This is a genomic window from Saprospiraceae bacterium (assembly GCA_026129545.1).
In the GTDB taxonomy this organism is placed as follows: Bacteria; Bacteroidota; Bacteroidia; order Chitinophagales; family Saprospiraceae; genus M3007.
On record JAHCHX010000004.1, the window covers coordinates 64,960 to 89,750 of the forward strand.

Annotated in this window: 25 protein-coding genes and 1 tRNA gene; 12 read left to right on the top strand and 14 right to left on the bottom strand. The window is 52.3% G+C overall.

Features of this window, described 5'->3' with window-relative positions; all coding sequences use genetic code 11:
• Positions 1–350 precede the first annotated feature (350 nt).
• Positions 351–2,393, top strand: coding sequence for an OmpA family protein (locus tag KIS77_20400; GenBank protein ID MCW5924692.1), 2,043 nt, complete (start codon positions 351–353; stop codon positions 2,391–2,393).
• Between the two features lie 98 nt (positions 2,394–2,491).
• Here the strand turns inward: KIS77_20400 and KIS77_20405 are convergent, their stop codons facing one another.
• The 7 genes from KIS77_20405 to rlmB all read right to left on the bottom strand — a co-directional run bounded on the left by KIS77_20405 (position 2,492) and on the right by rlmB (position 7,069).
• The gene (locus tag KIS77_20405; protein ID MCW5924693.1) at positions 2,492–2,671 is read right to left on the bottom strand and encodes a DUF4295 family protein; all 180 of its coding nucleotides are present in this window, start codon (positions 2,669–2,671) and stop codon (positions 2,492–2,494) included.
• A gap of 2 nt (positions 2,672–2,673) precedes the next feature.
• Complete coding sequence (gene rpmG, locus KIS77_20410) at positions 2,674–2,862, bottom strand: 50S ribosomal protein L33 (protein MCW5924694.1); 189 nt, start codon at positions 2,860–2,862, stop codon at positions 2,674–2,676.
• A gap of 62 nt (positions 2,863–2,924) precedes the next feature.
• Positions 2,925–3,176, bottom strand: coding sequence for a 50S ribosomal protein L28 (gene rpmB, locus KIS77_20415; GenBank protein ID MCW5924695.1), 252 nt, complete (start codon positions 3,174–3,176; stop codon positions 2,925–2,927).
• Positions 3,177–3,262: 86 nt separating this feature from the next.
• Positions 3,263–3,338: transfer RNA gene (locus KIS77_20420), tRNA-Arg, on the bottom strand.
• Positions 3,339–3,391: 53 nt separating this feature from the next.
• Entirely contained in the window at positions 3,392–5,059 is a 1,668-nt protein-coding gene (locus KIS77_20425) for a S8 family peptidase (GenBank protein ID MCW5924696.1), read from the bottom strand.
• 100 nt (positions 5,060–5,159) lie between these two features.
• Entirely contained in the window at positions 5,160–5,951 is a 792-nt protein-coding gene (locus KIS77_20430; protein ID MCW5924697.1) for an ABC transporter substrate-binding protein, read from the bottom strand.
• 362 nt (positions 5,952–6,313) lie between these two features.
• Positions 6,314–7,069, bottom strand: a complete 756-nt coding sequence (rlmB, locus tag KIS77_20435) for a 23S rRNA (guanosine(2251)-2'-O)-methyltransferase RlmB (protein ID MCW5924698.1) — start codon at positions 7,067–7,069, stop codon at positions 6,314–6,316.
• 261 nt (positions 7,070–7,330) lie between these two features.
• On the opposite strand from rlmB, the gene KIS77_20440 reads away from it, so the two are divergent.
• Positions 7,331–8,083, top strand: coding sequence for a DUF1361 domain-containing protein (locus tag KIS77_20440; protein MCW5924699.1), 753 nt, complete (start codon positions 7,331–7,333; stop codon positions 8,081–8,083).
• Between the two features lie 3 nt (positions 8,084–8,086).
• Here the strand turns inward: KIS77_20440 and KIS77_20445 are convergent, their stop codons facing one another.
• The 6 genes from KIS77_20445 to clpB all read right to left on the bottom strand — a co-directional run bounded on the left by KIS77_20445 (position 8,087) and on the right by clpB (position 14,234).
• Positions 8,087–9,169, bottom strand: a complete 1,083-nt coding sequence (locus tag KIS77_20445) for a hypothetical protein (protein MCW5924700.1) — start codon at positions 9,167–9,169, stop codon at positions 8,087–8,089.
• 183 nt (positions 9,170–9,352) lie between these two features.
• Positions 9,353–9,712, bottom strand: a complete 360-nt coding sequence (locus tag KIS77_20450) for a hypothetical protein (protein ID MCW5924701.1) — start codon at positions 9,710–9,712, stop codon at positions 9,353–9,355.
• A 166-nt stretch (positions 9,713–9,878) separates the two neighbouring features.
• Positions 9,879–10,517, bottom strand: a complete 639-nt coding sequence (locus tag KIS77_20455; protein MCW5924702.1) for a Uma2 family endonuclease — start codon at positions 10,515–10,517, stop codon at positions 9,879–9,881.
• Positions 10,518–10,862: 345 nt separating this feature from the next.
• Positions 10,863–11,249, bottom strand: a complete 387-nt coding sequence (locus KIS77_20460) for a type II toxin-antitoxin system VapC family toxin (protein MCW5924703.1) — start codon at positions 11,247–11,249, stop codon at positions 10,863–10,865.
• Positions 11,231–11,455, bottom strand: a complete 225-nt coding sequence (locus KIS77_20465; protein ID MCW5924704.1) for a hypothetical protein — start codon at positions 11,453–11,455, stop codon at positions 11,231–11,233. The genes KIS77_20460 and KIS77_20465 overlap by 19 nt, the downstream gene beginning before the upstream one ends.
• A gap of 127 nt (positions 11,456–11,582) precedes the next feature.
• The gene (clpB, locus tag KIS77_20470) at positions 11,583–14,234 is read right to left on the bottom strand and encodes an ATP-dependent chaperone ClpB (protein MCW5924705.1); all 2,652 of its coding nucleotides are present in this window, start codon (positions 14,232–14,234) and stop codon (positions 11,583–11,585) included.
• 409 nt (positions 14,235–14,643) lie between these two features.
• Between clpB and KIS77_20475 the strand changes: the two genes are divergently transcribed.
• From KIS77_20475 to KIS77_20485, 3 genes are all read left to right on the top strand, one after another.
• The gene (locus tag KIS77_20475) at positions 14,644–15,495 is read left to right on the top strand and encodes a hypothetical protein (protein ID MCW5924706.1); all 852 of its coding nucleotides are present in this window, start codon (positions 14,644–14,646) and stop codon (positions 15,493–15,495) included.
• A 14-nt stretch (positions 15,496–15,509) separates the two neighbouring features.
• Positions 15,510–16,814 (top strand): hypothetical protein, encoded by a 1,305-nt coding sequence (locus tag KIS77_20480; protein MCW5924707.1) that lies wholly within the window; start codon positions 15,510–15,512, stop codon positions 16,812–16,814.
• Positions 16,815–16,881: 67 nt separating this feature from the next.
• A complete protein-coding gene (locus KIS77_20485; protein ID MCW5924708.1) occupies positions 16,882–18,063 on the top strand; it encodes a PQQ-binding-like beta-propeller repeat protein in 1,182 nt (393 codons plus the stop codon).
• A 428-nt stretch (positions 18,064–18,491) separates the two neighbouring features.
• On the opposite strand, the gene KIS77_20490 is transcribed toward KIS77_20485, so the two are convergent.
• Entirely contained in the window at positions 18,492–18,836 is a 345-nt protein-coding gene (locus tag KIS77_20490) for a helix-turn-helix transcriptional regulator (GenBank protein ID MCW5924709.1), read from the bottom strand.
• A 189-nt stretch (positions 18,837–19,025) separates the two neighbouring features.
• Between KIS77_20490 and KIS77_20495 the strand changes: the two genes are divergently transcribed.
• The 7 genes from KIS77_20495 (at position 19,026) to KIS77_20525 (ending at position 24,787) form a co-directional block, all read left to right on the top strand.
• Positions 19,026–19,763 carry a type 1 glutamine amidotransferase domain-containing protein gene (locus KIS77_20495; GenBank protein ID MCW5924710.1) on the top strand — a complete coding sequence of 246 codons (738 nt, stop codon included), beginning with the start codon at positions 19,026–19,028 and terminating at the stop codon, positions 19,761–19,763.
• 200 nt (positions 19,764–19,963) lie between these two features.
• Entirely contained in the window at positions 19,964–20,752 is a 789-nt protein-coding gene (locus KIS77_20500; GenBank protein MCW5924711.1) for a DUF481 domain-containing protein, read from the top strand.
• Positions 20,749–21,684 carry a hypothetical protein gene (locus tag KIS77_20505; protein MCW5924712.1) on the top strand — a complete coding sequence of 312 codons (936 nt, stop codon included), beginning with the start codon at positions 20,749–20,751 and terminating at the stop codon, positions 21,682–21,684. The genes KIS77_20500 and KIS77_20505 overlap by 4 nt, the downstream gene beginning before the upstream one ends.
• A gap of 62 nt (positions 21,685–21,746) precedes the next feature.
• On the top strand, positions 21,747–22,322 hold the full coding sequence (locus KIS77_20510; GenBank protein ID MCW5924713.1) for a DUF1211 domain-containing protein: 576 nt from the start codon (positions 21,747–21,749) through the stop codon (positions 22,320–22,322).
• Complete coding sequence (locus KIS77_20515) at positions 22,319–22,993, top strand: hypothetical protein (GenBank protein ID MCW5924714.1); 675 nt, start codon at positions 22,319–22,321, stop codon at positions 22,991–22,993. Before KIS77_20510 ends, KIS77_20515 begins: the two co-directional genes overlap by 4 nt.
• A complete protein-coding gene (locus KIS77_20520; GenBank protein MCW5924715.1) occupies positions 22,884–23,498 on the top strand; it encodes an NAD(P)-binding domain-containing protein in 615 nt (204 codons plus the stop codon). The genes KIS77_20515 and KIS77_20520 overlap by 110 nt, the downstream gene beginning before the upstream one ends.
• Positions 23,499–23,647: 149 nt before the next feature.
• Positions 23,648–24,787 (top strand): hypothetical protein, encoded by a 1,140-nt coding sequence (locus tag KIS77_20525; GenBank protein ID MCW5924716.1) that lies wholly within the window; start codon positions 23,648–23,650, stop codon positions 24,785–24,787.
• Positions 24,788–24,791 lie beyond the last annotated feature (4 nt).

Here is a 24,791-nt window from a genome sequence, read left to right on the forward strand (position 1 = left end):
GGACTTTGAGAGGCGTTGCGGGGTTGCTATATTTTAGAAAAACCGTAAAAACTTAGGCAGCCCCAAGCGCATAAGACTCGGTTGGCAGGCTTTTAGGTTTTTGACAGGATTTACAAGATTTACAGGATTTTTGGCGGCGAAGCCACTTTATTGAACCTATAAATTTTGTAAATCCTGTCAAAAATTGAATGTCTGCTGTCCTGCCTAAGTGTTTACGAAAAACCTAAAAAGCGTGTTGCCGAGTATTTGACGAGTTGATATATTTAAAAATTTTGAAAACGCAATAATTTATTATTTCATACGCTGTAAAAGGCAGTTTTCGCCAATTTTTTATCAACCTAACAATCCATATGCAAAAAATCCTCCTTGCTCTTGCTTTTTTGTTGGCACCCCTTGTCTCGCCAGCCCAAGCCACCATCTCGTCTGTTTATTTTGAATTGGGCAAACACGAACTCAGCGCCACTGCTCGGCAAACGCTCGACGCACTGGCGCTGCAACTGCTCGTCGCTCCCGACTACATGATAAAAATAGAGGCATGGACTGACGACCGCGGTTCCGAATCGTACAACCAGCGCCTCGCCACACAGCGTGCCGAGGCCGTGCAGCAATACCTCGCCGACAGGGGCCTGCTGCCCGGCAAAGCCACCGTGCGCAGTTGGGGCAAGCAGAATCCTGCCTACGACAACTCCACCGAAGAAGCCCGCCAGCTCAATCGCCGAGTGGACGTGACTTTTTCCCCGGTTTTCTTTTCCGACTATCGGGCGCTGCAAACTCGACTGTCGGCACCAGCCGAGCAGTTGCTGCGCATCCTTCCCGACCGCGAGCAACAAATCACGGCAGCAAAAGGCACCATCATAAAGATACCGCCGCAGGCTTTTGTATTTGAGGATGGTACTGCTCCCACTGGGCCTGTGGAACTCATGGTGCGCGAGGCATTTTCGCCTTCCGATTTTGTTCTGCAAAATCTTACCACCTTGAGCGATGGCCGCATCCTTCAAACAGGTGGGATGGTCTACATCGGCGCACAGGCCGATGGCAAGCCCCTCCGGCTGGCGGAAGGTGCGTCGCTTACGGTGGCGCTTCCAACGCGACGTGCGGACCCCAACATGGAGCTGTTCTACGGCGAGACCAACCCCGATAACAGCATCAACTGGTTGCCTACACGTCAATCCTTTCGGCAAACGATGAAAAAGCCTCGCACGGAAATCGAGATTGACCCCGCGACAAGCGCCCGCATCGTGGCGCTGCAAGTGCCCGAATACCCCGAGCCTTTGGTGCCGAAATTCTCTGGCGACCTGCCGCCCATGCCGCGCAAGCCCGTCGCCCCCATCGCGCCCAAACCACCCCAAAAACCAACTTGGGAAAACGCACAGCGGAAATATGGCTACGGCTATGGCCCCGTGATGAACAGGATGACTAAAAAACGGCTCAAAAAGGCACAGAAATACTATCAAACTGCTTTGGCAAATTACGAGCGCGACTCGCTTAGCTTCATCAGGCTTCAGCAACGCTACTTGAACAACTTGGATAAACATCAAGCCGCGCTTGTTGCATATGAGACAGCTGAACAGAAATGGAAGAACGAGGTCGTTGACCGCATCAGCGCAATCATCCAGTTCGACCGCGAGTACTACCTGCACGAGTACTCGAAAAACTTGCAAACAACCATCCGGTATGTGGGCAAACACATACAGCGGTATGAGCATTACAGCGACTTGGAAAATGCGGTGGAAAATATCCTCGAACGAATGATGCGCTACAGAAACACGGATGGTTTGGCAACGGCCAATGCGAACAGGTCTGTCACAAAGGCGCTTTATCGCCAGCATATCGGCTCGAAAATCATGGATAGCCCCGGCTATTTCAGTCTTACTGAACTGGCTCGAAGGAAATGTGGCCCCGACACCTTGCATCGTGTCACTCACAGAATGCGCATGAATTGTGGCCTTGTGGCTATTTCCGATAGCCTGCGAGCAAACATTCGGGAAAAGGAATTGCTCGAAGCAGCTACGACACAAGATGCCGCCGTCGCGCTCAATGCATACGTCGCCGATGTGACCCGTTTAGGCTGGATTAACTGCGACAAATTCTTGGACGACCCGGCCGAAAGGGTACAGCTAGTAGTGAACGAGCCGGAGGATGCCATGATTTATGCGGTGTGCCGCGACATCAGCAGCATTCTGCCGCTCAACCGATACAAGGACGGCTCATATTCCGTGTCGGGATTGCCCAAAGGGAGAAAGGTGTCGGTCGTCTCTATCAAATTGAAGGAGGGAGTGCCATTTTTTGCGATGCGCGATGCGCGGGCTGGCGACGCTGACGCATTGAACATGGAATACAAGAGCATGACGCTACGCGACTTGAAAGAAGAGCTGAAAAAGCTGAACATTTGAAAAAGCGCCAGAAACCCGCATCGCTTCACGACGAAAGGGCCGCGGCATTCATGCCACGACCCTTTCGTCCTTCATTCTCAAGCCCTTTCAACAGGCAATTATTTCACGTCGGCAAAGAATTCTTTCACTTTGTCTTTGTGAACAATCATTTGTTTGTAAGTGTATTTGCCTGTCACCGGGTCTTTCACGGCTTTCACCACTTTCACGTGGTCTTTGCCGGAGCCTGCGTTGGCAGCACGCTGAGCAACACGGGCGTTCTTTGAAACTTTCTTTGCCATGATTACTTAATTTCGCGGTGAACGGTGTATTTGCGCATGATAGGGTTGTATTTTTTCAACTCCATGCGGTCGGGCGTGTTTTTGCGGTTCTTCTGCGTGATATAGCGCGAAGTGCCCGGCAAGCCGCTGTTTTTATGCTCGGTACATTCGAGGATGACCTGAATGCGATTGCCTTTGCTTTTCTTTGCCATGATTTTTTTATTTCAACAATGAGCGATGAACGAACGAATAACGAAGTGTGTGCGGCAGGCAATCAAAGATTGCCATGATAGATAATCTCGCCTTTTTTCTCCAGCTTCTTGATGTACTGGTACAAGCCTAATTTGGAGATGGTGCGGATGGCCGAGGCGCTCACTTTCAGCGTGACCCATTCACCTGTTTCAGGCATGTAGAATTTTTTGGTTTGAAGGTTAGGATAGAAGCGGCGCTTCGTTTTTCGGTTGGAGTGGGAGACGTAGTTGCCGCTCATCGGCCTCTTGCCCGTCAAATCACAAACTTTAGACATTGAACTTGAATTTGAGTGTTCTAATTGATGGTTTCAAAAAATGAGGATGTATCGGCATTTTGATACACCCTCAAACACTTCAACTGTGGTGACTCCGAGAGGACTCGAACCTCTAACCTTCTGATCCGTAGTCAGATGCTCTATCCATTAAGCTACGGAGCCATTTTTCGGGGTGCAAAGATAGCGCAGGGCTGCCCGAAAAACCAAGTAGGTTTTTAAAATTTTGGAAATTTCCTGGATACGACAAAATCGTTGCGCCCAATGCTCATCACATATACCCCTGCTGGAAGGTCTTTTGCGTCGTATTCGACGTAGTTGACCCCAAACTGTTGTGGCGTCAATTCCTGCTCATGGAGCAGTTGGCCGAGCATATTGAACACGCGAAAACGATATTTCTCAAAAATGGGTGTCTGATAATAGATTTTGAAAAAATCGCGGCCATAGGTCTCCACCTCCAAGATGCTGAGCGGCCCAATCACCCCGTCGCAAAGGTCACGAACGGCGCTGGTCGCATTGCCTATGTGCAAATAGCCGCCAGTCTTGGTCACGTCTTTGAGCGATGTCTCGGGTTGCACATTGTCGAGGATGAGGTCGCGCATCCGTCGGGCGCAGGCTACGGGGTCGGTGAGCGCGTCGGAGGTGAGTTTGTCGCAGGGCATGCTGTAGAGCAGGGCTAAGGCCCCCGTCACATGTGGGGCGGCGGCTGAGGTGCCGCCAAAGGTGCTATACGTCGGGGTGTTGTTGGGGGCTTGCACGACCGTCGTGTAGGAATCGTTGCCCGGAGCGCCCAAGTCAATCGAAATAGCGCCATATCCGGTACTGGGTACTCTGGTGCCGAGTTTGTTGGTGTTGTTCACTGCAATCAAAAACTCGCTGGGGCAGGTGGTGGGCATATCGCCTTCCACGTCCACGTTGGTATTGGTGTTGGTGGTGGCGCCGATGCTGATGATGCCAACTTTGCCCAACGAGTCATACACGGCGCACCAAAGCGGGTGGTTGACGGCCTTAGCCTTGTCGAGGCCAAATGAGGCGTTGGTCGTGACGACGAAAGCGCCTTGTGCCCCGTTGGTCTGATTGTAAAGCCGGCGGGCGGCTCCGGTGTAGTAATAGGCAGCTATGATTTCGGACTCGAACTCAACGTTGAAAAGGCCCATGAGTTTGACATTCCAGTTGACCCCCGTGACTCCGATGCCGTTATTGCCCCGCGCACCGACGATGCCACAGACCGAAGTGCCGTGGCTACTGTTGGTGGTGCCTGCGTTGTCGTTGCTCGTGCGAGGGTTCCAGCCGCCATGGTCGTCCACATACCCATTGTTGTCGTCGTCCACATTGTTGTTGGGGATTTCAGCGTGATTCAGCCAGCGATTGGGCACGAGGTCGGGATGGGTGAAAAAGATGCCCTTTTCCAACACCGCCGCCACGATGGTGTCGCCATTCAGGGTGACACCGCCAGTGGCCGATTCCCAAGCATCGGGCGCGCCTATGAGCCTCATGCCGTCTTGCCGCCACCATTCGGTATCGTTGGGTTCCAAGCCGCGGTCAACGGTGCGGTGGTTGAATTGAGCTGCTTGCACATTGGGCAGGCGACGAGCCGTTTGGAGCATGGCTTCCGCATTTACTTGGTTTTCATCAAACTGAAAAAGGTAAATATGCCATTCAGGGGCAATGTTGGCCTCCATTTCCACAGTGCCACGTCCTGTTTCGTTGAGCAAAAGGAGAGTGCGTTGCACATCGGCGCTGGGCGAGAGCTGCACGAGCAACTCACCGAGGCGGCGTTCATGCCCGTCAAGGGTGAGCCTGGTGCTTTTTCCCGCATCGGCTTGCCCGAAGGTGAGCGCCGTGTGGGTGAATAAAAAAAGCAAGACGATGACAATGTGTTTCATGTTTTAAATTTGTCTGAGCTGGCGGAAAATGAATAGTGCGGTCAAAGAAAAGAGAAATTCGGGAAAAGGTTGGGTTTTGACTGGCTCGAATTTGTTTGTTTCAAGCCAAGTCCAATGTTTCTCGTAGTTTTTGGAAATAAGCCGCCGAATGTAGCAGCCTGCTTCCATACCAAGAAAACATCTCTCCGTCAACAAGTTGGATTCGCGCATTGGGGCAAACTTCCCGCAACGGCTCAAAGTGTTTTTCGGCAAATGGGTAAGGCTCGGACGAGAGCAATATGACTTTGGGTTTGGCTTCGGCGAGTTCTTCCAACGTGATTTCGGGGTAACGACTTTTGTGCGAAAAAACGTTGTGAAAGCCCGCAACGCGCAGCATTCCGTCAATGAAAGTGTCGCCGCCCGCTACCATGTAGGGTTTTCGCCAGATGAAATAGGCGGCGGGGCAGCGGGTGGAAGGTGGAGGGCAGAGGGCAAACTCTGTTTTTATTTTTCCAATCAATTTCTGAGCCTCGACGGCTTTCCCGACCACTTGACCCACCTTCGCCATCATGTCGCAGGCCTGTTCGAGTGTTCGCACATCGCTGAGCCAAACGGGGTAGTGCGCGGCGAGTTCTTCTATCTGAGTGCGCTCGTTTTCCTCCTTGTTGCCTATGATGAGGTCGGGCTTCAGGTTTTTTATTTTTTCAACATTCAACGTTTTTGTTCCTCCAATACGGGTCTTTGTCCCAAACCATTTGCTCGGATGGACGCAAAACTTCGTGATGCCAACGACTTCATTCTCAAGGCCTAAATCCGCCAACAACTCTGTCTGCGAAGGCACGAGCGACACTATGCGGCGCGGCGGCCAAGCAGGAATTTCGAGTTCTCGATTGAGTTGGTCGGTGAAAGTCATTTCGGTATTAAAAGTCATTAGGGGGGCATTTTGAGGGTCATTAGGGGTCATTAGGGGGCATTGGGGGTCATTCATTTTTTTAAAAATGACTTTTATCGTCGGGGCAAATCAGTTCTCTGGGTAGAGGGCTGGACAAGGTATAGTCAACGCAAATCAGCCCCGTCCGCTTTGCTTAGCCGGGCAAGCCCCCTGATTATAGGGTCTGACGAGGTGGTTTTGAACGAACGGCGTTCGCAATCCTTTGAAAATCATACAAATCAATCAAGGGCATCCTTGCCTTGCCTACGAGCAGGTTCAAATTTCCTTTAATCTGGGCATAATGCTTTACTTTAATGACCCCTAATGCCCCTCAAAATGCCCCCCTAATGACCCTCAATGCCCCCCAATCTCTGCCTTATCGCCTCGTACAACACGATGCCGGCGGCGACACTGACGTTGAAAGAGTCGAAGTTGGTTGCCTGCGGGATTTTGACGACCGAGTCGGCCATTTTTTGGAGCTTCGGGTGCACGCCCTCGCCTTCCGAACCCATCAGGAGCGCCGTTGGCACGGTAAAGTCTGCCTCGAAAATCGGCTTGGAACGCTCGCCCAACGCGGTGGCAACAACCTGCACGCCAGAGGCTTGCAACATTTCCACCGTGCTGAACATACTCCTGACCCGACACAGCCGAATCCGCGCCAACGCTCCGGCAGAGGCCTTCATGGCCTCCTCATTGGCAGGTGCGGAGCCTGACTGCGGCACCACGACCGCATGAACGCCCATGCACTCTGCCGAACGGCAAATCGCGCCGAAATTCCGCACGTCCGTCACCCCGTCGAGCAGGATGAGCAGGGGAATCTGGCCTTGCTCGAACACGAAGGGCAGCACATCTTCGAGCGACTGGAACTCTACCAAAGCCAGATAAGCGACCACGCCTTGATGCGTGCCTTTGGTCATTTTGTTGAGTTTTTCGCGGGGTACCACTTGGAGCGGTATGCCGTGTTCCTTCGTCAGGTGGCGAAATTCCTTTTCCATCTCCCCGCGTATGCCCTGTTGGAAATAAACTTTTTCCACCGCTTTTCCGGCGCGAATGGCCTCCGCGACGGGGTGGTGGCCGTAAATCAGGTTTGAGTCTGCCATGTTGTGGGTGAGCCAACCAAAAGTTGGCGGCACGGGGCAAAAATATACCTTGACTCGTCAAGATTTATCTGATGCGCAGAATTGCGCTCTCTGATTTTAGATGAATCGGGACTTCACATAACCTGCGGCGGTGTCGGAATTCCAGCGGACTGACCGGGCAACAGACTTGGGCAGGGAGGCGTTTAATGCGCGTTTGGGAGCCTTGGAGCATTGTTGAAAATGCGCAGGGATGATGACTAAAAACTAAAGACACAAACAACCATGGAGTTTCTCAAATCCCGTTTCCGCAACGAACAGCAGTTCCGACTTTTTGCCATGCTTGCGCTGGCTTCGTTTTTCTGTGGCTTGCTGGTGGCTGGTCGCGCTTACATTATTCGGCACGATTTGACGCACATCAACACGTTGAAAGATTTGTATTGGTTTCGAGCGCCCACGTTTTTTTTCCTGCTGTGGAATTTGTTTTTGGCTTGGGTTCCCTACCTCACGGCGCTGAAAGTGGAGCGATTGCAAAGGCTCGGAAGCAGCCGTCTCTTGTTGTGGCTTGGGCTAATCGTTTGGTTGGCTTTTTTGCCCAACGCGCCTTACATCATCACTGATTTTATCCATTTGCGCCACCGCCCGCCAGTGCCATTCTGGTATGATTTGTTCTTGTTTTTCACAACAGCCAGCTTGGGGCTGATACTCGGCCTGCTTTCGCTCTATGAAATCCACCTCGTTTTGAAACGGTGGTTTTCGAAAACCTTTGCTCAATTGCTGATTTTGTCGGCCATCGGTCTTTGCGGGTTCGGCGTGTGGCTGGGGCGTTTCCAACGCTGGAACTCTTGGGACATCGTGACACGCCCAGATGCGCTGTTGCTCGACATCGCCAACACGCTCGCCACTCGCCATGCACTCGTGCACGCTGTGGGTATATCAGCCTTGTTGTCGGGAATTTTGCTCATGGGATATGGTTTGCTCACGGTCATGCTTGATGATAGCAAGACCCACTCTGGCAAAACCCGGCCCTTGAAATGAGGCCTACCACACATTCAGCACTTCGGGCTGCTCTTTGTAGAGCTCTTTCACCGCAGGCACGAGCCATTCGCCGCCAAAGGTGACGGTGTGGTGATGGGAGAAATAGATTATCCACGCTGCGCTGGCATCAAACACCACGCCTTCGTAAACACCTTTGAAGATGGATTCCGGCACAATTTCAAAAAGCCCCTCCTCGCAATCGAGCATATAAAGCGGTGCTTCGTGACGCTGGCGAATCATCTGGATGACTTGCTGTGTCTTTTCCTCCGCCATCCCGTTGAGAAAAACGACTTGGGTGGGGGAAGCATCGGTGAGCGGGTTCCAAAAATTGGAATCAAAATTCCATTTTTCCTTTAAAATGCGACGCAGGAGGGCTGCTTGCTCTCCGCGGACACGCTTGGGGGCAGCCCCATTGAGCACTGGCTCTGGCTGGAGCGGGTCGCCGGGGAAAAGCACGGGCAATTCGTGAGCGATGGTGCGGGCCGATTTTTCCACCACGCGGAAGAGGGAGCGCAGGTATTCCGGCACGTTCGGGTCAATCGGAATATGCACCTGTTTTTCGCGGCGACCGATATGGATGTCGAGGAGGAATTGCACGGGGGCGGCGGCGGCGACACGCTCCACCGTTTCGAGTGCCAAATCCGAGTTGAAAATGGTGAAATAATAGAGATAATTGCCGGAAAAACGGTCGTTGCCGCGCGGGATGCCGTTGCAATGCGTCTCCAATGCTTCCTGAATAGGGTCAAGATAGCCCGTTGTGAGGTCGTCGTACCATGGTGCTCCGGCGGGATAGCCATGCCATCGGCGCATCTGAAAATGGAGTGTGAGCACAAGCACTTCTTGGGGGGCGGGTTTGCGCCAGCCTTGTGCCTGCCACTCGGCTCCCGCTGCACGGAGGGCTGCTTGAGGGTCGGTTTCTGGAGCGAGGGAAGCGACTTCCTCTTTTTCGGGGGGCAAGCCACACACGCCAGTCTCGGTGCGGAGCTCACTCCCCGACTCGGCGGTCAGACGGACATAGTGCCAACGGCTTCCGTACTGCTGATAAAGGATTAGTCGGTACAAATTCATGGGGAAAAGGTAACGCATTCGCGGTAATCTGGAAAAATTATATCAATAATGGAAAGAAAAGTTCGTGCCAGTAATTGAAAATAAAAGGCAAAAACTTAGCGAGTCCCCCTCTCCCCGCCAAAAGGCGGGAGGGGGGGGCGATACGAGCGGCTAAGTTTTTGCAATAAAAGATAAATGGCCTAATGCTTCCGTTCCCCAATCTCACTCGCGTTCCTCCTTTTTCTCCGACTGAAATATGTGCCGAAACCGACTCGGCAACAACCTGAACTTCTGCCCCAGCCATTTTTCCAAAGTCAGCGCCACCAGCGCGTAGCCTTCCGTGACACCCGGCATGGGTACCACCACGATGACAAAAAACGGCAGGAACCGGGGGATGTCCTTCAACTGCTCGATGGCCGCCCGCAATTCTTCAGGTGTGGGGTGGCGGTGCGCCGGGGTGAGCCGCAGCTTGCCCGAGCCGTGCCGGGCGAAGGTCTTGAGCATAAGGGTCGTCTCTTTGCCTTCCATGACAAGGGCCCAGAGCAGGCGTTGCGGGAGACGGGTTATTTCGCGGAGTTTCATAGCGGCACAAAGGTAACGCCAACCCACAGACTATCATGCAAGACATTCAACTCGCCATCGAACTCGGCGTTGAACTGATGTGAGACATCGTGGCTGCCATGCCCGTCCGCGAAAAAATCCTGCACGAGATGCTGAGGCCGAGAAGGGAGGGAGAATGAGCAAGGCCTTAATCCTTCAAAACACTCAAATCAAACTCAAAACCCGGCAATACGTCTTCTCCTGACAGTTTTTTATCGAAGCCTGCGAGAGTTTCTGTGCTGCCGTCGGCGCGGTAAACCCAGACGGATTGAGATTCGGGGTCGAGCAGCCATGCAAGGCGGACGCCGTTGGCTATCCAAGCATCGGTCATTTTTTCTTTTAGTTCCGTCAGCGAATCACTCGGGCTGCGTACTTCAATGACGAAATCGGGGACGATTTTGGCGAAAGATTGCCGCTCTCGTTCTGACAGGCGGTCATATTTTTCACTGGAAATCCATGAAGCGTCCGGCATCCTTTTGGAGCCATCGGGAAGGGTGAACATGACAGAAGAACTGAAAGTTTTCCCGAGTCTGGTTTTGCGATTCCAGACAGTCAAATCGGTACCGACCTCAAGTTCGCTGCTGGCAGAATCAGGAGAAACAGGGGGCATAACAATTACATTTCCGTATTTGTCTTGTTCGATTTTCAGTTCGGGATTTTCCCGGCAAAAAGCGTAAAACTCTTCGTCGGTCATTCTTCTGGGCTGGAAATGCCGCACCTCCCATTCGCCGAAACGGAGAGAAATTTTGCCATTTTTGGGTGGTGGAGTGAGGACTGCCGCTTCCATACTTGCTCGATTTTGGATAAAAGTAAAGCGAGAATTTTGAACCCAAAATTACAGATGTTTCCCGAAAAATAAAAAACGGCTTGCCCGGCAAAACTGCCAGACAAGCCGCTTGTGTCGGTAGTACAGTGGATTTGCAAATCCGCCGTAACTTTCAATTGGCTACACACTGCAAGTTCGCTACTTTCGCCAACTGAAAGTTGGCGTTACTGCGCGCAGGCTCTCATGCAAGACATTCAACTCGCCATCGAACTCGGCGTTGACCTGATGTGAGACATCGTGGCTGCCATGCCCGTCCGCGAAAAAATCCTGCACGCGATGCTGAGGCCGAGAAGGGAGGAAGGGTAACTACGCGAGCAACAAGCCTTGCACCCGAGAGAAATGGCGGATGTTCACGGTCTTGACAGGCAGGTTGTCGACGAGGGCGGTAGCGGCGATGAAAATATCGGTCGCTTCTATCATTTGCCCTCGGCTGCGGAGGTCGCGGAAGATTTCGCCGGCTTTTTCGGCTATTTCAGTTGTAAAGGGCAAAATGAGCAATCCTTGCAATTCATAGCGCACAGAGGCCATCTTAGAAGCATCGGTTGCTCCGGCAAACAGTTCATAAACAGTCACGGATGAGACATATCGCAGCCCTGTAGAAGAAAGTTTGAAGAGCGTAGTTTTTGATTTGTCCTTCGAGCGCAGATGCTCGATGAAAAGCGTTGTGTCTATTACTATTCTTTGATTTTCCAGTTATTGAGAAGTTGACGCGCTTCTTCGATGGGAGCAATATCTTCGTCTGACCAGACACCGACTTTCAGCAGGTTTTCACGATAAGCCTCGACATCAAATTTGGCTTTTTCTTTCTTCTTTTCAGAAATCAAAAAATCCAAATAGTCAAGCAGTTGTTGCTTGGCCTCTGGGTCCAAGAGTTCAAATTTTGAAAGCAATTCGCCCATAATGCGAGAATTTTGAACCCAAAATTACAGATGTTTCCCGAAAAATAAAAAGCAGCTTGCCCGGCAAAACTGCCAGACAAGCCGCTTGTGTCGGTAGTACAGTGGATTTGCAAATCCGCCGTACCATTTACACTTCCTCCAACTTCTTCGTCACCACCTCTTTCCCGTTCATCTGGGACTTTCTGCCGAAGAGCAGCCCTGCCCCATCGGCATCTATCAGCACCGTGTCGCCTTTCACATAGTCGCCGGCGAGCAGGTGTTTGGCGAGTTCGTTGATGAGGTCGCGCTGGAGCGTGCGCTTGAGCGGGCGCGCTCCGTACTGTGGGTCGAACCCATTGTCCACCAGCGTCTGGGCGGCGCTTTGGGTGAGTTCGATTTGCAGTTCCTGCTTGGCCAGCATCTTGCGGACGTTTTTCAGGAGGATGTCGAGAATTTGCGCCATCTGGTCCTTGAGCAGCGGGTGGAACACCACCACCTCGTCAATGCGGTTGAGAAATTCGGGTCGCAGATTCATTTTCAAGGCATCCATCACAGCGGCCTTGGCAGCTTCGAACACCTCGTGCTTGCGCTTGTCGGGCATTTCGTCGTAGTCCTCGAATGCCTCGCGGATTTGGTCGCTGGCGAGGTTGGAGGTCATGATGATGATGGTGTTTTTGAAGTTGGCCGTGCGGCCTTTATTGTCGGTCAGGCGGCCATCGTCGAGCACTTGCAGGAGTATGTTGAAGGTGTCCGGGTGGGCTTTTTCAATTTCATCCAGCAGCACGATGGAGTAGGGGCGACGGCGCACGGCTTCGGTAAGCTGGCCGCCTTCGTCGTAGCCGACATAGCCGGGCGGTGCGCCCACGAGCCGCGACACGCTGTGTTTCTCCTGATACTCGCTCATGTCAATGCGTGTGATGGCTTTTTCGTCGTCGAAGAGGACATCGGCGAGGGCTTTGGCGAGTTCGGTTTTGCCCACGCCCGTCGGGCCGCAGAAGATGAAGGAGCCGATGGGCTTGTCGGGGTCGCTGAGGCCTGCGCGGCTGCGGCGGATAGCATCGGCGACGGCTTCCACCGCTTCGTCCTGACCGATGACGCGCTTGTGCATTTCGGCTTCGAGGTGGAGCAGGCGTTCTTTTTCGCCTTTGAGCATCTTGGCGACGGGGATGCCCGTCCAGCGTGCCACCACTTCGGCGATGTCGTTGGAGGTGACCGTTTGGGTGGTCATGCGGTTTTCGGGCGCGAGTTCGGCGAGTTTTTCCTCAGCGGCCTTGAGCATGGCTTCTTGCGCCGGGATGTCTTGGTATTTGATGCGGCTGGCGACTTCCAGATTGCCTTCGCGCTCGGCGCGTTGATATTGCAGGTGTAGTTCCTCCAACTTCTGTTTGCAATTCTGAATGGCCTCCACGATTTCTTTTTCCGACTGCCATTTTGCCCGCAGGCCGTCGAGTTTTTCCTGCACGTCTTGGATTTGCTTGTTCATCGCCTCCAGCTTGCGCTCATCTTTTTCGCGCTTGATGGCCTCGCGCTCTATCTCCAACTGGCGCAATTGGCGGTCAAGTTTGTCCACCGCTTCCGGCACGGAGTCGAGTTCGAGGCGGAGTTTGGCGGCAGCTTCGTCTATGAGGTCAATCGCTTTGTCCGGCAGTTTTCTTTCGGAAATGTAGCGGTGGGAGAGTTCGGCGGCAGACACGACGGCCTCATCGAGAATTTGCACTTTGTGGTAGTTCTCATATTTCTCGCGCAGGCCGCGCAGGATGGAAATCGTGTCTTCCATGCTTGGCTCGTCCACATAGACGGACTGGAAACGCCGCTCAAGGGCCTTGTCGCTCTCGAAGTATTTTTGGTATTCGTCGAGCGTGGTGGCGCCGATGGTGCGGAGCTCGCCACGCGCGAGGGCGGGTTTCAGGATGTTGGCAGCGTCCATCGCGCCTTGCCCGCCGCCCGCTCCGACGAGGGTATGGATTTCGTCAATAAACAAAATGACCTGCTCATTGCTGTCAATGACCTCTTTGATGACGGCTTTCAGGCGCTCTTCAAATTCGCCTTTGTACTTCGCGCCAGCGATGAGGGCGGCCATGTCGAGGCTGAATATCTTTTTGCCCGCGAGGGTTTCGGGGATGTCGTGGCGGACGATGCGCCAAGCGATGCCCTCGACGATGGCGGTTTTGCCCACGCCGGGGTCGCCGATGATGACCGGGTTGTTTTTCTTGCGACGGCTGAGGATGTGCAGCACGCGGCGAATCTCCTCATCGCGCCCGATGACGGGGTCGAGTTTGCCCGATTCGGCCAGTTCGGTGAGGTTGATGGCGTATTTCTGGAGGGCATTATAGACTTGCTCGGTGGTTTGGTCGGTCACTTTGCGGCCTTTGCGGAGTTCCTTGACGGCGGCGGTGAGGGTTTCGAGTGTCGCGCCGTTTTCGCGGAGCAGGCGGGCGGTTTTGTCGTTGCCTTTGGCGATGCCGAGCAGCAGGAGTTCGAGGGAGATGTACTCGTCGCCGAAGTCTTTGAGCATGGCTTTGGCGGCGGCGACAGCTTTGTTGGCCTCGTTGGTGAGGTACTGCTTGTCGGCGCCCTGCACTTTGGGGGTTTCCCACACAAGTTTGTCGAGGTCTTGCTCGAAGCGGGAGAGACTGACACCGGTTTTTTTCAATAAAAAATCGGTGACGGAGTCGTCCACTTCCAGCATACCCTTGAGCAGATGGGCGGTGTCCACGCTTTGTTGCTCGTAGCCGGCGGCGATTTGCTGGGCTTGAAGTATGGCCTCTTGGGCTTTGATGGTGAAATTATCGTAGGTCATTTTTGTTGGTGATGCGTTGAGTTGGTGATTTGTGGAGTTATTGACAAAAGTTGATAAGGGTTTATGAGTTTGATAACGCAGCGTACGCCGTGATTCATCAACCGTTATCAACGCTGTAAACCTTCATCCACTCTTTCTCAAATTTATTTCCAAACCCAAAAATGAGGAGAGTGGCTGAAAAAGTGGCAGGTTGGGTTGAATTTTGAGGACTTTTTGGCGGGGGAAATTAATATAGGGTGACGATTTGGCGCTAGCCTTTTCTATGCGTGTTTGGCAAGCGCTGCGGTTGGTTTAATCATGGCTTCTGTAAATTCGGTATTAAGTTTTTCAAAACCCCTTGCCGAGGGCGGTCTCTTTTTTTTTTTTTTGCATCAAAATATTTTGTTTCTCAATTTGAAATCATCTCATCATGCAAAAAAAGAATCTTTACATCGCACTTGCCGTGGTGTGTTTGTTGGCTTGCCTATCCATTTGGTTGGGGTGCCAAAAAGAACTAAACGGCAACAACGGCTCAAGCGGAGTGCTGAATCGAACGGACTGTGTCCTGTTTATGAGTTTTGAAGTAGAGACCACCACGGCAGCTCGCACGGTGGTTCCTTCGGATTTTGCTCAATTGGAGCCTATTGACCAAATCATGGCTCTTCCGCACCGGGAGCGCTTTGCCGTTGAGGTTTGCTACAAATCATCGGGACAAAAGGACCTGTCCATGACGCGGCTAACACCAACGGAGCCAATCAATTACCCCAAAAATACGGCTGATGGGTACTTAGCGCCGGATTACAGCCGCTTGATTGTTGTGAATGGTGTTGCGACCTACTACGACCAGTTCAATAACGTGATGCGAAGCGGGTCACACAGCCCCGATGCCGATGCTGTAATACATATTTTGGACATGGTGGCCAATCGCAAGCCGCTTACCGATGCGGAATTCAACCAAGGCCTCCAAATCATGCGAGATAGTGGCTTGGCGATACAGGAACATCAAAACAATCTGGTCACTATTCGTTACAACTACCCGGACGGCTCCTATTCCGTTCAGGCTCTGGACAAAAGTACTCGTGCCGCCGTCGGCAACCTGCATTATGGGCCTAACGGAAAATTGCAAACGCGCTCTATGCTTGATGTGGAAGGCACAGCGCAAAACCCCATCGTCAGGCGCGCTTATATGGAATCGTTCATCACGTCCATGGTTGGGGATATCCCCATGAAAGTGGAGCAGTACTCCAAGTTTGACAATTTCACGCTCACATTCAATCAATAAACGCTTTTCCAGTCATGAAACAAATTGCTTCTTCAATCATATTGCTCGTGCTTGTCACAGCGCTGAACGCTCAGAACAGAAATACTTTGTGGCTAAATGGAAATGGAGCCACTTCTGTAAGCTGGAATAGAGCTGTCACGGCTGCTCAGAATGAAGGTTACGATTTCAATAGAGTCAATACCTTTTTTTATGCCCCCCACCTAAACGGTGTCGTCGGCTCTGCGAATCAAATGAACGCACAACTGAACGACGAAAACTATACAGATGTGCTGGGTATCGGCCATGACGGCGGCGGTATTATCCTCCGCCAAATGGCAAATGCTCAAGATAGCCGCCTTTCTGCCCTAATCCTTGATGGCGTGCCAAACCAAGGGTCGAGGGTGCTTGAGGCAATGTTGCCACAAGGTACGACAAATCAAATGACCACGCTCATCAACCAAGTGCTCGCATTCAAGTCCAATGCCAATCAATGCAATGCCTGCCGAATTGTGGAGGCATTTCAGGATTGGGTGAATGCGGTCAATGCAAACGAACAGAAGTACAGGGAATATCAGCCTAATAGCCCAGTAATGAACAATTTAGGCACTCCCTCAATGCCCTACGCGGTCATTTGGGGCAACGAGGACGAAGATGCCTTGGTGCTTACCCGGCTTTTGGGGTCAAGGGCACAAGCGGTGCTTTGGGGCGATGACACGGGTTATCTGGAATGTTACCGTGATGAAATAGAAGACCGCCGCCGCTTGATAAACGATGCCTATTTCGACGGGTTGGCACAGTCGGTCATAACTGCCGCCAGCGCGGTCGGAAAATTTTTGAAGCCCACCGGCCCGAATATCGCGGACGGTGTATCCAAAGGCCTTGAAGCCATTCACAAAGCTATTCAAGCGGCTCGCAGACGCGACAGGGAAATGGCCGAACTGCTCGAATGCGAGATGGTTCATCAAGGCCTGAACGGTTATTGGAACCTCATAGTAAGCGATGGGTACACTCCTGTCACCACACACATAACCGAAGAATATGACTGTTGCGAAACCTGTTATGGCGAGCCGGATGCCCAAGTACAAGGCTATTGTTTTGCTTGGTGCATGACGTTGGAATGGCCTTGTACGCGGACATATACGGTTACTCACTACGAATACGAACCACACGACGGCCTATTGAGCAAATCCGAACAACTGCTTGCAGGGGCCGCAAAAACATACGAAGCCAAAAAAGCCAACCATTTTCAAGAGCAATTCTGGACGCAACAGCCCATCAAAGATGCGTTTGTTGATTTGTTCAACGGCGGAGCGGGCGCTGCTTTCCAAGTGCCAAAGTAATACTACCCAACAATTTTGTCAGGGCTGACGATACATTCATTCGTCAGCCCTGACATTTTTGCATTTTATGAGAACCATACTTTTTTTGCTTGGAATGTCTGCCTTGCTATGCTGTGGCAAAAAACAAGTTGAAAAACCCGTACTGATTTGGCGAAGCTCGCCCTTCGGGAAAGTCCAGATTGAAACAATTTACCCCATTTTTCATGACAATAAAATAATGGTCACGCATAGCACGGAACACGCCCCGTTCACCATTTGCGCCTTGTCAACAAAGGACGGACACATCATCTGGCAGTATCAAGATACCGCCGTCAACCCAAACGTGCTTTACTATAACCTCAGAGCGTATCAAGACGGCAGCACCCTGCTTATCCCTATGGGCAACCGCTTGATGGCATTTGATATGCAGAACGGCAAAAAACTGTGGGAAAACACCATGCACGACGCTGCGGAAGATTTTATAGAAGGCATTGGCTCGCTTGCTTTCCGCATCTACTACGACTTGGTTGAGCCTAAAGCATATTTATATTGCATTGACACAAAAAGAGGCGATGCTTCCCTGTTTCAAGTTTTTGAAATCGAACAGGGCCACAAGGCATTTTATCGAACCCCACGCCCACTAATCGGTCAACGCGGCGATACCTGCCTCGTTTTCACCAGTATTTTTCAAAACCTACAATCAAAGGAAACATTCGCTGGTCTTAATTGGATGGACTATCAGAGCAAGTCAATCACTCAACGCGACACTATCTATCCAATCAATTATCAAGGTGAAGGTGTTACTAAACAGCCATTGCTCGACCCAGCAGGCAAACAACTTTACTTTGTGGCAAACAATGAATTAGTTTGTTACCATGCTTGGACTCGAAAGGAGCTGTGGCGAACCGAAATGCCCCGCGACATGCTCACCTCTTTCCCCGTCGCCGACAGAAAAAGAGTCTATTTCGCGTGTGAAGACGGAAAAGTTTACGCTGTTGATAAAAACAATGGCAACATCCTTTGGTCAACTCATGTATCGGGAACCCCCAGCAGGATTTATGACGACGGCCAGTCGCTTCATGTAATAGGCGGCAGCGACGGGATATGGCACATCTTGGACAAGGATACTGGAATTGAAACCTTCCAGACAGAATCGCCAAATCGCGTCAACTACCCGAGTATTTTTTTCCGACGTGCGTTTTCAGTTTGTCCAGACAAAAACGCCGCGATTTGTACCGATGGAAAAGATTTTTTTTATTATCAGTGGTGAACCATTCAGGCTGAAAAAAACGCTGCATTTGCCTATCTAAGTACCCGGACAGATTTATTTCACACAACGACACGGGGACACTACGATTTTATTTTTCTGATAATCAATTCTTTGTGCCGTTGTGTCGTCGTGTGAAATGCTTGAATAATTTTGTCTCAGCACTTACCTTGAATAGAATTGATAAACGCAGGGCATTTGGATTTAAAATTTGCCACAAAAGCGCCAGAACACAAAGATTTACGGGGCAATTTCGTAGAGACTTTGTGGCAAGATTAAGAAACATGGTTATAGTCAACGCAAAGTGGTTTTGAACGAACGGCGCTCGCAATCCTTTGAAAATCATACAAATCAATCAGGGCTATCTTCAAATCTTCTTTAATCTGGGTATAACGGCGTGCACAGCACAACTTTAAACAATCAATTGGCGGCTATCCCTCCACTCCAAACTCCTTCATCAGCTCCAACCCGTAGTCACGAATCACCTCCACCACCCGGATAGCCCTTTGCCCCCGCTCCGTGAGGGCGTATTCCACTTTGGGCGGCACCACAGGATAGACCGTGCGGCTGACGAACCCTTCCTCTTCCAACTGGCGCAACTGCGTCGTCAGCATCTTGTGCGTGACGTGCGGGATGTCTTTTTTCAATTCGCCGTAGCGCATCACACGGTCTTTCAAGCGCCAAAGGATGGGCATTTTCCACGCGCCGCCGATGCGGTCGAGCGCGAACTCGACCGGGTTGTAGTAGAGTTTTTTGTTGTAGAGAAAGTCGGGCATTTATGTTGAACAGGTTGATTCGTGGAAGATAGGCTCACATCAGATGGCATTTTTTGAAAGCAAATACCACACTCGCTCACCAAAAAGTGAGTGACGCACTTCGCAGTAAATGTATTGCCATTGGCCGCATCGCGGGGAAACATTTGCACCGTCAATTTTCAAAACGGTTCAAAAAAAATCCTTCTAGACATGAGCGCCAATATCAACATTGCCCGCCCCAAAAAAATCGCCCTCATTGCCGCCAACGCCTCGGTGAGCAAGCAAACCGGATGGCCCATCGGCTTCTGGTGGGCCGAACTCACGCACCCCTACTGGGAATTCACCGAGAACGGCTACACGGTGGACATCTTCTCGCCCGAAGGCGGCGCCCTGCAAGCCGACGGCTTCAGCGACCCGGAGGACGCGAGCGGCTACTCGGCCCACGACATCCTTTCGCTGGGCTTCAAAAAATCTGCCCAACACGCCGCCCTGCTCCAGCAGACCCGCCCCATCTCGGCCATTCGGGTCGAGGACTATGACGCGGTGTTTCTCACCGGCGGCCAATCGCCCATGTACACTTTCATTGACAACGAAGCCCTGCACCGCCTCGTCGTGGAGTTCTACGAAAAAGAAAAGGTGCTGGGCATCGTGTGTCACGCAACTTGTGTGCTCCTGAAAGCCAAAACCGCCGATGGCAAGCTGCTCGTGGACGGCAAGACCTGGACGGGCTTCGCCGACAGCGAGGAACAGTACGCCGACAATTTCGTCGGCCAACGCATCCAGCCATTTTGGATTGAGGCGGAGGCAAAAAAACTGCCCAACACCAATTTCATCACAGGCGGCATGTTCAAGCCCTTTGCCGTGCGCGACGGGCGGCTCATCACGGGCCAGCAGCAATTCAGCGGCGCGGCAGCGGCCAAGATGGTGGTGGAAGCACTCGGAGTGTAAGAAGGTCGTCAAGAGGCAGTCGTCGTGGCATACCTAAAAGTTATACCCAGATGAAAATGATTTGAATCTGCCCGTTGGCAAGACAGGGGTTTCCTTGATTGATAACAGTGATTTTCAAGGATTTAAACGGGCATTTTTTCGCAAACCACTTTTCGTTGAGTATAGTCAGGCGAACGAAATATGAAAAGAGCATTGGAAAAATGAAACGGTTGAAAACATGGGCGGCGGTCGTGGCATTGAGCTGCTTTTGTCAGGCCGCCCTTGCCCAAATCAACGAGAGCGACACCCTGCTGCTGCAATACGCCAGCGCCGTGGGGGGGAGCTGGCAGACGGGCAACCTCGATGCGCTGGCCTTTCGCGCCAAAGCCGAGGCCAGCCTGGCGCCAGCCCCCTTCTGGGCCTTCAAGACGCAGAACTCGTACCGCTATCAGGAATTTTTCGACCGCAAGGCCGACGAGGATATTTATAGCCGCAACTTCCTCTACGGCTGGCAGCAGCGCCGGGTCTATCCCTTCGCCATGTTGTTCGTCTCCACCAATTTTCGGCGGAAAATCAACTTTCGGCACTTCGAGGGCGCGGGCGCGACGTGGCAGGTCGTCAGGCAGCCGCAGCACACGGTGAAAATCTCGCTATCGGCGGTGTACGAGCTCACCCGCTTCGCCGACGATGCCTACAACTATTCGGAATACGACGGTTCGCCCAATATTCAAACTTGGCGTGCCACGACTTGGATTTTTGGCAAACACGCGCTGGCAAACAATCACCTGCGACTCCACTACGAAGCCTTCGTGCAGCCCTCGCTCCAACGCGCCAACAACTTTCGCTGGCAGGCCGAAATCGGCCTCGAATGGCCCATCTGGAAAGGCCTTAGTTTTTCGGCCAACTACATCTTCGCGCACGAAAACATCGTGGTCAGCACCGTAAAACCCAATGACCGCCTGCTGACATTTGGCATCGCTTACAATGGGAAAGTAAAGTCAACACCATGATAGTCAAGCGCATTTTCAACCCGCTCAAAGTCGCCCGCTACCTCCGCGCCGAGTTGGCGCTCTCCGTGGGGGTGTCGTTGGGCGTGTATTTTTTGTTCCAAAAAGGCATCGCCCAAGTCGGGCTGCCTTTTTCGATAGCGGCCATTTTGGGCAGCGCGTTGGCGATTTTTGTCGCTTTTCGCAACAACAGCGCCTACGCCCGCTGGTGGGAAGCCCGCACGCTTTGGGGCGGCATCGTGAACAACAGCCGCATCCTGCTGCGTCAAATCATCGCCAACGCCGACCACGCCGTGGCAACTGGCAAGGCTAGCCCCGAACATGCCGCCGCTTTCAAGGCCGAAATGGCCTACCGCCAAATCGCCTTCGCGCACGCCCTGCGCCTCCACTTGCGACAGCAGCCGCACGGCGACGAATACCGCCATTTCCTTTCCGAAAAGGAGTTGGCGGCGCTGCAAGGCAAGCAAAACATCCCGAACTTGCTGCTCCAGACGCAAGGCATTCGCATCAAGGAAGCCATGCGCACCGAACTGCTGGGGCCGTTCGACAATATCAGCCTTGAGCCGACGCTAGCGGGGTTCAACAATTTTCAGGGAAGTTGCGAGCGCATCAAAAACACGCCCCTGTTGCGCCAATACGATTTTTTCACACGGCTTTTCCTGCTGGTGTTCATGCTTTTGCTGCCATTTTGCCTCATCGGCGATTTCGCCAAAATGAACATCGCCGCGCTCATGCCGCCAGTGTCCGTGTTGATTTCTTTTGTGTTCGCCACACTCGGCAAGGTGGGCGAGGTCAATGAAGACCCGTTCGAGCACCGCATCACCGACGTGCCCATGACGGCTATATGCAACACCATCGAACGCGATTTGCGGGAAATGCTCGGCGAGCAGGCATTGCCCCCGAAAATGGAAGCGCGAGATGGGTATTTGTATTGAGGACATGCCATCATGGTCATCTGCCTAATCATAGCGAATCAAGGTATAAAAGCAACCTTGTCATGAACAAAAACCGCATCGAGGCATTCAGCGACGGAGTCATTGCCATCATCATCACCGTCATGGTGTTCGATTTGAAAATCCCGGAAATCGCGGGAGATTTCTCGGAAAAACACTCGTGGCTGGCGCTTGGCGCTTTGCTGCCCAAATTGGGTGCCTACGCGATGAGTTTTGTGGTGCTCGGCATCATGTGGCTCAATCACCACATCATGTTCGACCAAATCCGGCACAGCACTTCCAAGCTGGTTTGGTACAACAGCCACTTGTTGTTCTGGATGTCGCTCATTCCGTTGCCGACGGCATTTTTGGCCTTGCATCCGCTGATGCCGCAAGCCTGTATGTTTTACGGCATCGTGCTGGGCGGGTCAGCCCTCGCATTCACCTTGCTGCGCAAGTACGCCACCACCACCGCACTCATGCCCCACCACCACCGCTACCACACCAGCAACCGCGTTGCCACGGCGCTTTATTTTTCGGCAGCGCCATTAGCCTTCGTCTCGCCTTATTTGTCTTACCTGATTTTCTTCGCTATCCCAATCTGGTATTTTTGGCCAGACAAATTACATAGGCCTGATTGAACCAACCACCAACCAGCAACCAGCAACCAGCAACCAGCAACCACCAACCAGCAACCAACAACCACCAACCAACAACCAGCAACCACCAACCACCAACCAGCAACCACCAACCACCAACCACCAACCACCAACCACCAACCAGCAACCAACAACCAACAACCAACAACCAACAACCAACAACCAACAACCAGCAACCAGCAACCACCAACCAACAACCACCAACCACCAACCAACAACCACCAACCACCAACCACCAACCACCAACCAACAACCACCAACCAACAACCACCAACCAGCAACCACCAACCAGCAACCAGCAACCACCAACCAGCACCAACAACCAACAACCAACAACCAGCAACCAGCAACCAACAACCAACAACCACCAACCACCAACCAGCAACCAGCAACCAGCAACCAGCAACCACCAACCACCAACTACCAACCACCAACCACCAACCAGCAACCAACAACCAGCACCAACAACCAACAACCAGCAACCAACAACCAACAACCACCAACCAGCAACCAACAACCAGCAACCAACAACCAACAACCAACATGCACATCGCCATCATCGGAACCGGCAACGTCGGCGGCGCGCTCGCCCAAAATTGGGCCAAAGCTGGCCACACCATTCACCTCGGCATCCGCGACTTGAACAATTTTAAAGGAAAAGAACTCCTCGACTTGCCCAACATCACGGCGCACACCATCGCCGATGCGGTGGCGGCTTCGGAAGTCGTGCTCATCGCAGCCACACCGCCAGCCATTTTTTCAGTCGTGGAACAAATGGGCAAGGTGGAAGGCAAAGTCATCATTGATGCCATGAACTCCGTCAGGGGAGGCCCCGAACCTTACGCCAACACCTTCGAGGCGCTGAAAGACCTGGCCAAAGGCGCACATCTCATCAAGTGTTTCAACACAACGGGCTTTGAGAATATGCGCGACCCCAAGTATCCCGGCGGGGCGCTCGATATGTTCATGGCAGGCAGTTCCGAAAAAGGCAAACAAGTCGCCCGCCAGTTGGCGCTCGACGCGGGTTTTGCCGAATGTTACGACTTCGGCGGCGACGACAAGGCGGCGCTGCTGGAACAATTCGCGTTGGCTTGGATAAACCTCGCCATCATGCAAGGGCAAGGGCGGGGCATTGGCTTCAAGGTATTGCGGCGTTGAGGAGGCCGCCCTATCGCGAGAACGTCGGAAGGGTTTCAAACCCTTCCGACGTTTAAGATTAACCCTTCCGACGTTTGTTGTAAATTTAATTTAGCCGCGTACATTTGCCCAATCCTTATATTTGCCGCGCCTCCTCCCCATAGATTTTTATGCTTGACCAAATCAAACGCTCACTCAAAGAAGACATCAGCGCTCCCCGCTACGGTGAAGCCTTCCGGCGTTTGAAAGAAGAAATTTTGCTGCCCAATTGCGACCTCTACGACGACACCGTCCTCATCGAGGGTCGCTACAATGAAGCCAACCGCGCTGGCCACCTCGGCATCATTGATTTCCGCGAAAAAGACCGCAGTTTCAACAACATTGCCGAAGCCCTGCTCTGGCTCATCGGTCGCATGGGAATCGCGGATTTGAAGGAGCAATGGAAGCAGGAAGCCGCCAAGCACATCGCCATACCCGAATACCACGCCTTCACCTGCGACCGCTTCGAGCAAAGCGACCAGTTCCAACTCGTTTTGATAGAAAACCCGGCGAGCAAAAAAATCCACCACTTTTACCTCTATGGCGATGCGCGGCAGGCACACGAAAGCTTGCATGAGCGGCTGGGACGCGATTTGAGCGGACACCTCCTGAATTGGGAAGAAGGCGACTACGAGCCGGAAACCAAAATCCTGTTCAAAACCCTAAAACCCGCCGTGCACCGCCACCCTGTGCTATACAAAAGGGAAGTCGTCAAAACCCTTTTCGCCAAGTTTTTCCCAAAAATCAACGAAAAAGAACCCATAGACACCAAAAATGTGTCCCACCTGCTCGGCAGCCCATACTTGAAAGATTTTGGTGCCGACGACCTTGTTTTCGTCCTCATCACCATGGACGATGCCAACTGGAACAAGGACGTGACACCGCTGGCCGTCGAAACATTCATCTCCTCTTTTCTCAACGTCGCATTGCCCGCAAAAAAAGCCCCGCGCTTCTTTTTCTTCTTCGGTATTGAATATCAAAAAGAAAACTCCAAAAAGCGGGAAGAAGTGGACGAAGCCATTCAAAACCGCAAATTAGGCGGCGAGGTACTCGACGAACTCCAACCCGTGCCTACCGACGAAATCACCGAATGGTTCAGCCGATACCGTAAAATCATGGTAGAGCGCGGAAAAGAACCCCGCGAAATGACCGAAGCATTCTTCGGGCAACACCAAACACGCGACATGAAAGAAATCGAAGCCGTACTCTTCGAACTCATCTGCATCCACAACAAAGGTTTGGCTATCCGAACCGAAAACCTGAAACGATAACACT

Coding starts and splice junctions, on each gene's coding strand:
- KIS77_20505 (MCW5924712.1), top strand. CDS start 20,749: ATGATAGTCAAGCGCATTTTCAACCCGCTCAAAGTCGCCCGCTACCTC.
- KIS77_20520 (MCW5924715.1), top strand. CDS start 22,884: ATGCACATCGCCATCATCGGAACCGGCAACGTCGGCGGCGCGCTCGCC.
- KIS77_20400 (MCW5924692.1), top strand. CDS start 351: ATGCAAAAAATCCTCCTTGCTCTTGCTTTTTTGTTGGCACCCCTTGTC.
- KIS77_20500 (MCW5924711.1), top strand. CDS start 19,964: ATGAAACGGTTGAAAACATGGGCGGCGGTCGTGGCATTGAGCTGCTTT.
- KIS77_20455 (MCW5924702.1), bottom strand. CDS start 10,517: ATGGAAGCGGCAGTCCTCACTCCACCACCCAAAAATGGCAAAATTTCT.
- KIS77_20425 (MCW5924696.1), bottom strand. CDS start 5,059: ATGAAACACATTGTCATCGTCTTGCTTTTTTTATTCACCCACACGGCG.
- KIS77_20525 (MCW5924716.1), top strand. CDS start 23,648: ATGCTTGACCAAATCAAACGCTCACTCAAAGAAGACATCAGCGCTCCC.
- KIS77_20485 (MCW5924708.1), top strand. CDS start 16,882: ATGAGAACCATACTTTTTTTGCTTGGAATGTCTGCCTTGCTATGCTGT.
- rlmB (MCW5924698.1), bottom strand. CDS start 7,069: ATGGCAGACTCAAACCTGATTTACGGCCACCACCCCGTCGCGGAGGCC.
- clpB (MCW5924705.1), bottom strand. CDS start 14,234: ATGACCTACGATAATTTCACCATCAAAGCCCAAGAGGCCATACTTCAA.
- KIS77_20465 (MCW5924704.1), bottom strand. CDS start 11,455: ATGGGCGAATTGCTTTCAAAATTTGAACTCTTGGACCCAGAGGCCAAG.
- KIS77_20480 (MCW5924707.1), top strand. CDS start 15,510: ATGAAACAAATTGCTTCTTCAATCATATTGCTCGTGCTTGTCACAGCG.
- KIS77_20430 (MCW5924697.1), bottom strand. CDS start 5,951: ATGACTTTCACCGACCAACTCAATCGAGAACTCGAAATTCCTGCTTGG.
- rpmB (MCW5924695.1), bottom strand. CDS start 3,176: ATGTCTAAAGTTTGTGATTTGACGGGCAAGAGGCCGATGAGCGGCAAC.
- KIS77_20490 (MCW5924709.1), bottom strand. CDS start 18,836: ATGCCCGACTTTCTCTACAACAAAAAACTCTACTACAACCCGGTCGAG.
- KIS77_20405 (MCW5924693.1), bottom strand. CDS start 2,671: ATGGCAAAGAAAGTTTCAAAGAACGCCCGTGTTGCTCAGCGTGCTGCC.
- KIS77_20450 (MCW5924701.1), bottom strand. CDS start 9,712: ATGAAACTCCGCGAAATAACCCGTCTCCCGCAACGCCTGCTCTGGGCC.
- KIS77_20510 (MCW5924713.1), top strand. CDS start 21,747: ATGAACAAAAACCGCATCGAGGCATTCAGCGACGGAGTCATTGCCATC.
- KIS77_20445 (MCW5924700.1), bottom strand. CDS start 9,169: ATGCGTTACCTTTTCCCCATGAATTTGTACCGACTAATCCTTTATCAG.
- KIS77_20495 (MCW5924710.1), top strand. CDS start 19,026: ATGAGCGCCAATATCAACATTGCCCGCCCCAAAAAAATCGCCCTCATT.
- KIS77_20440 (MCW5924699.1), top strand. CDS start 7,331: ATGGAGTTTCTCAAATCCCGTTTCCGCAACGAACAGCAGTTCCGACTT.
- KIS77_20475 (MCW5924706.1), top strand. CDS start 14,644: ATGCAAAAAAAGAATCTTTACATCGCACTTGCCGTGGTGTGTTTGTTG.
- rpmG (MCW5924694.1), bottom strand. CDS start 2,862: ATGGCAAAGAAAAGCAAAGGCAATCGCATTCAGGTCATCCTCGAATGT.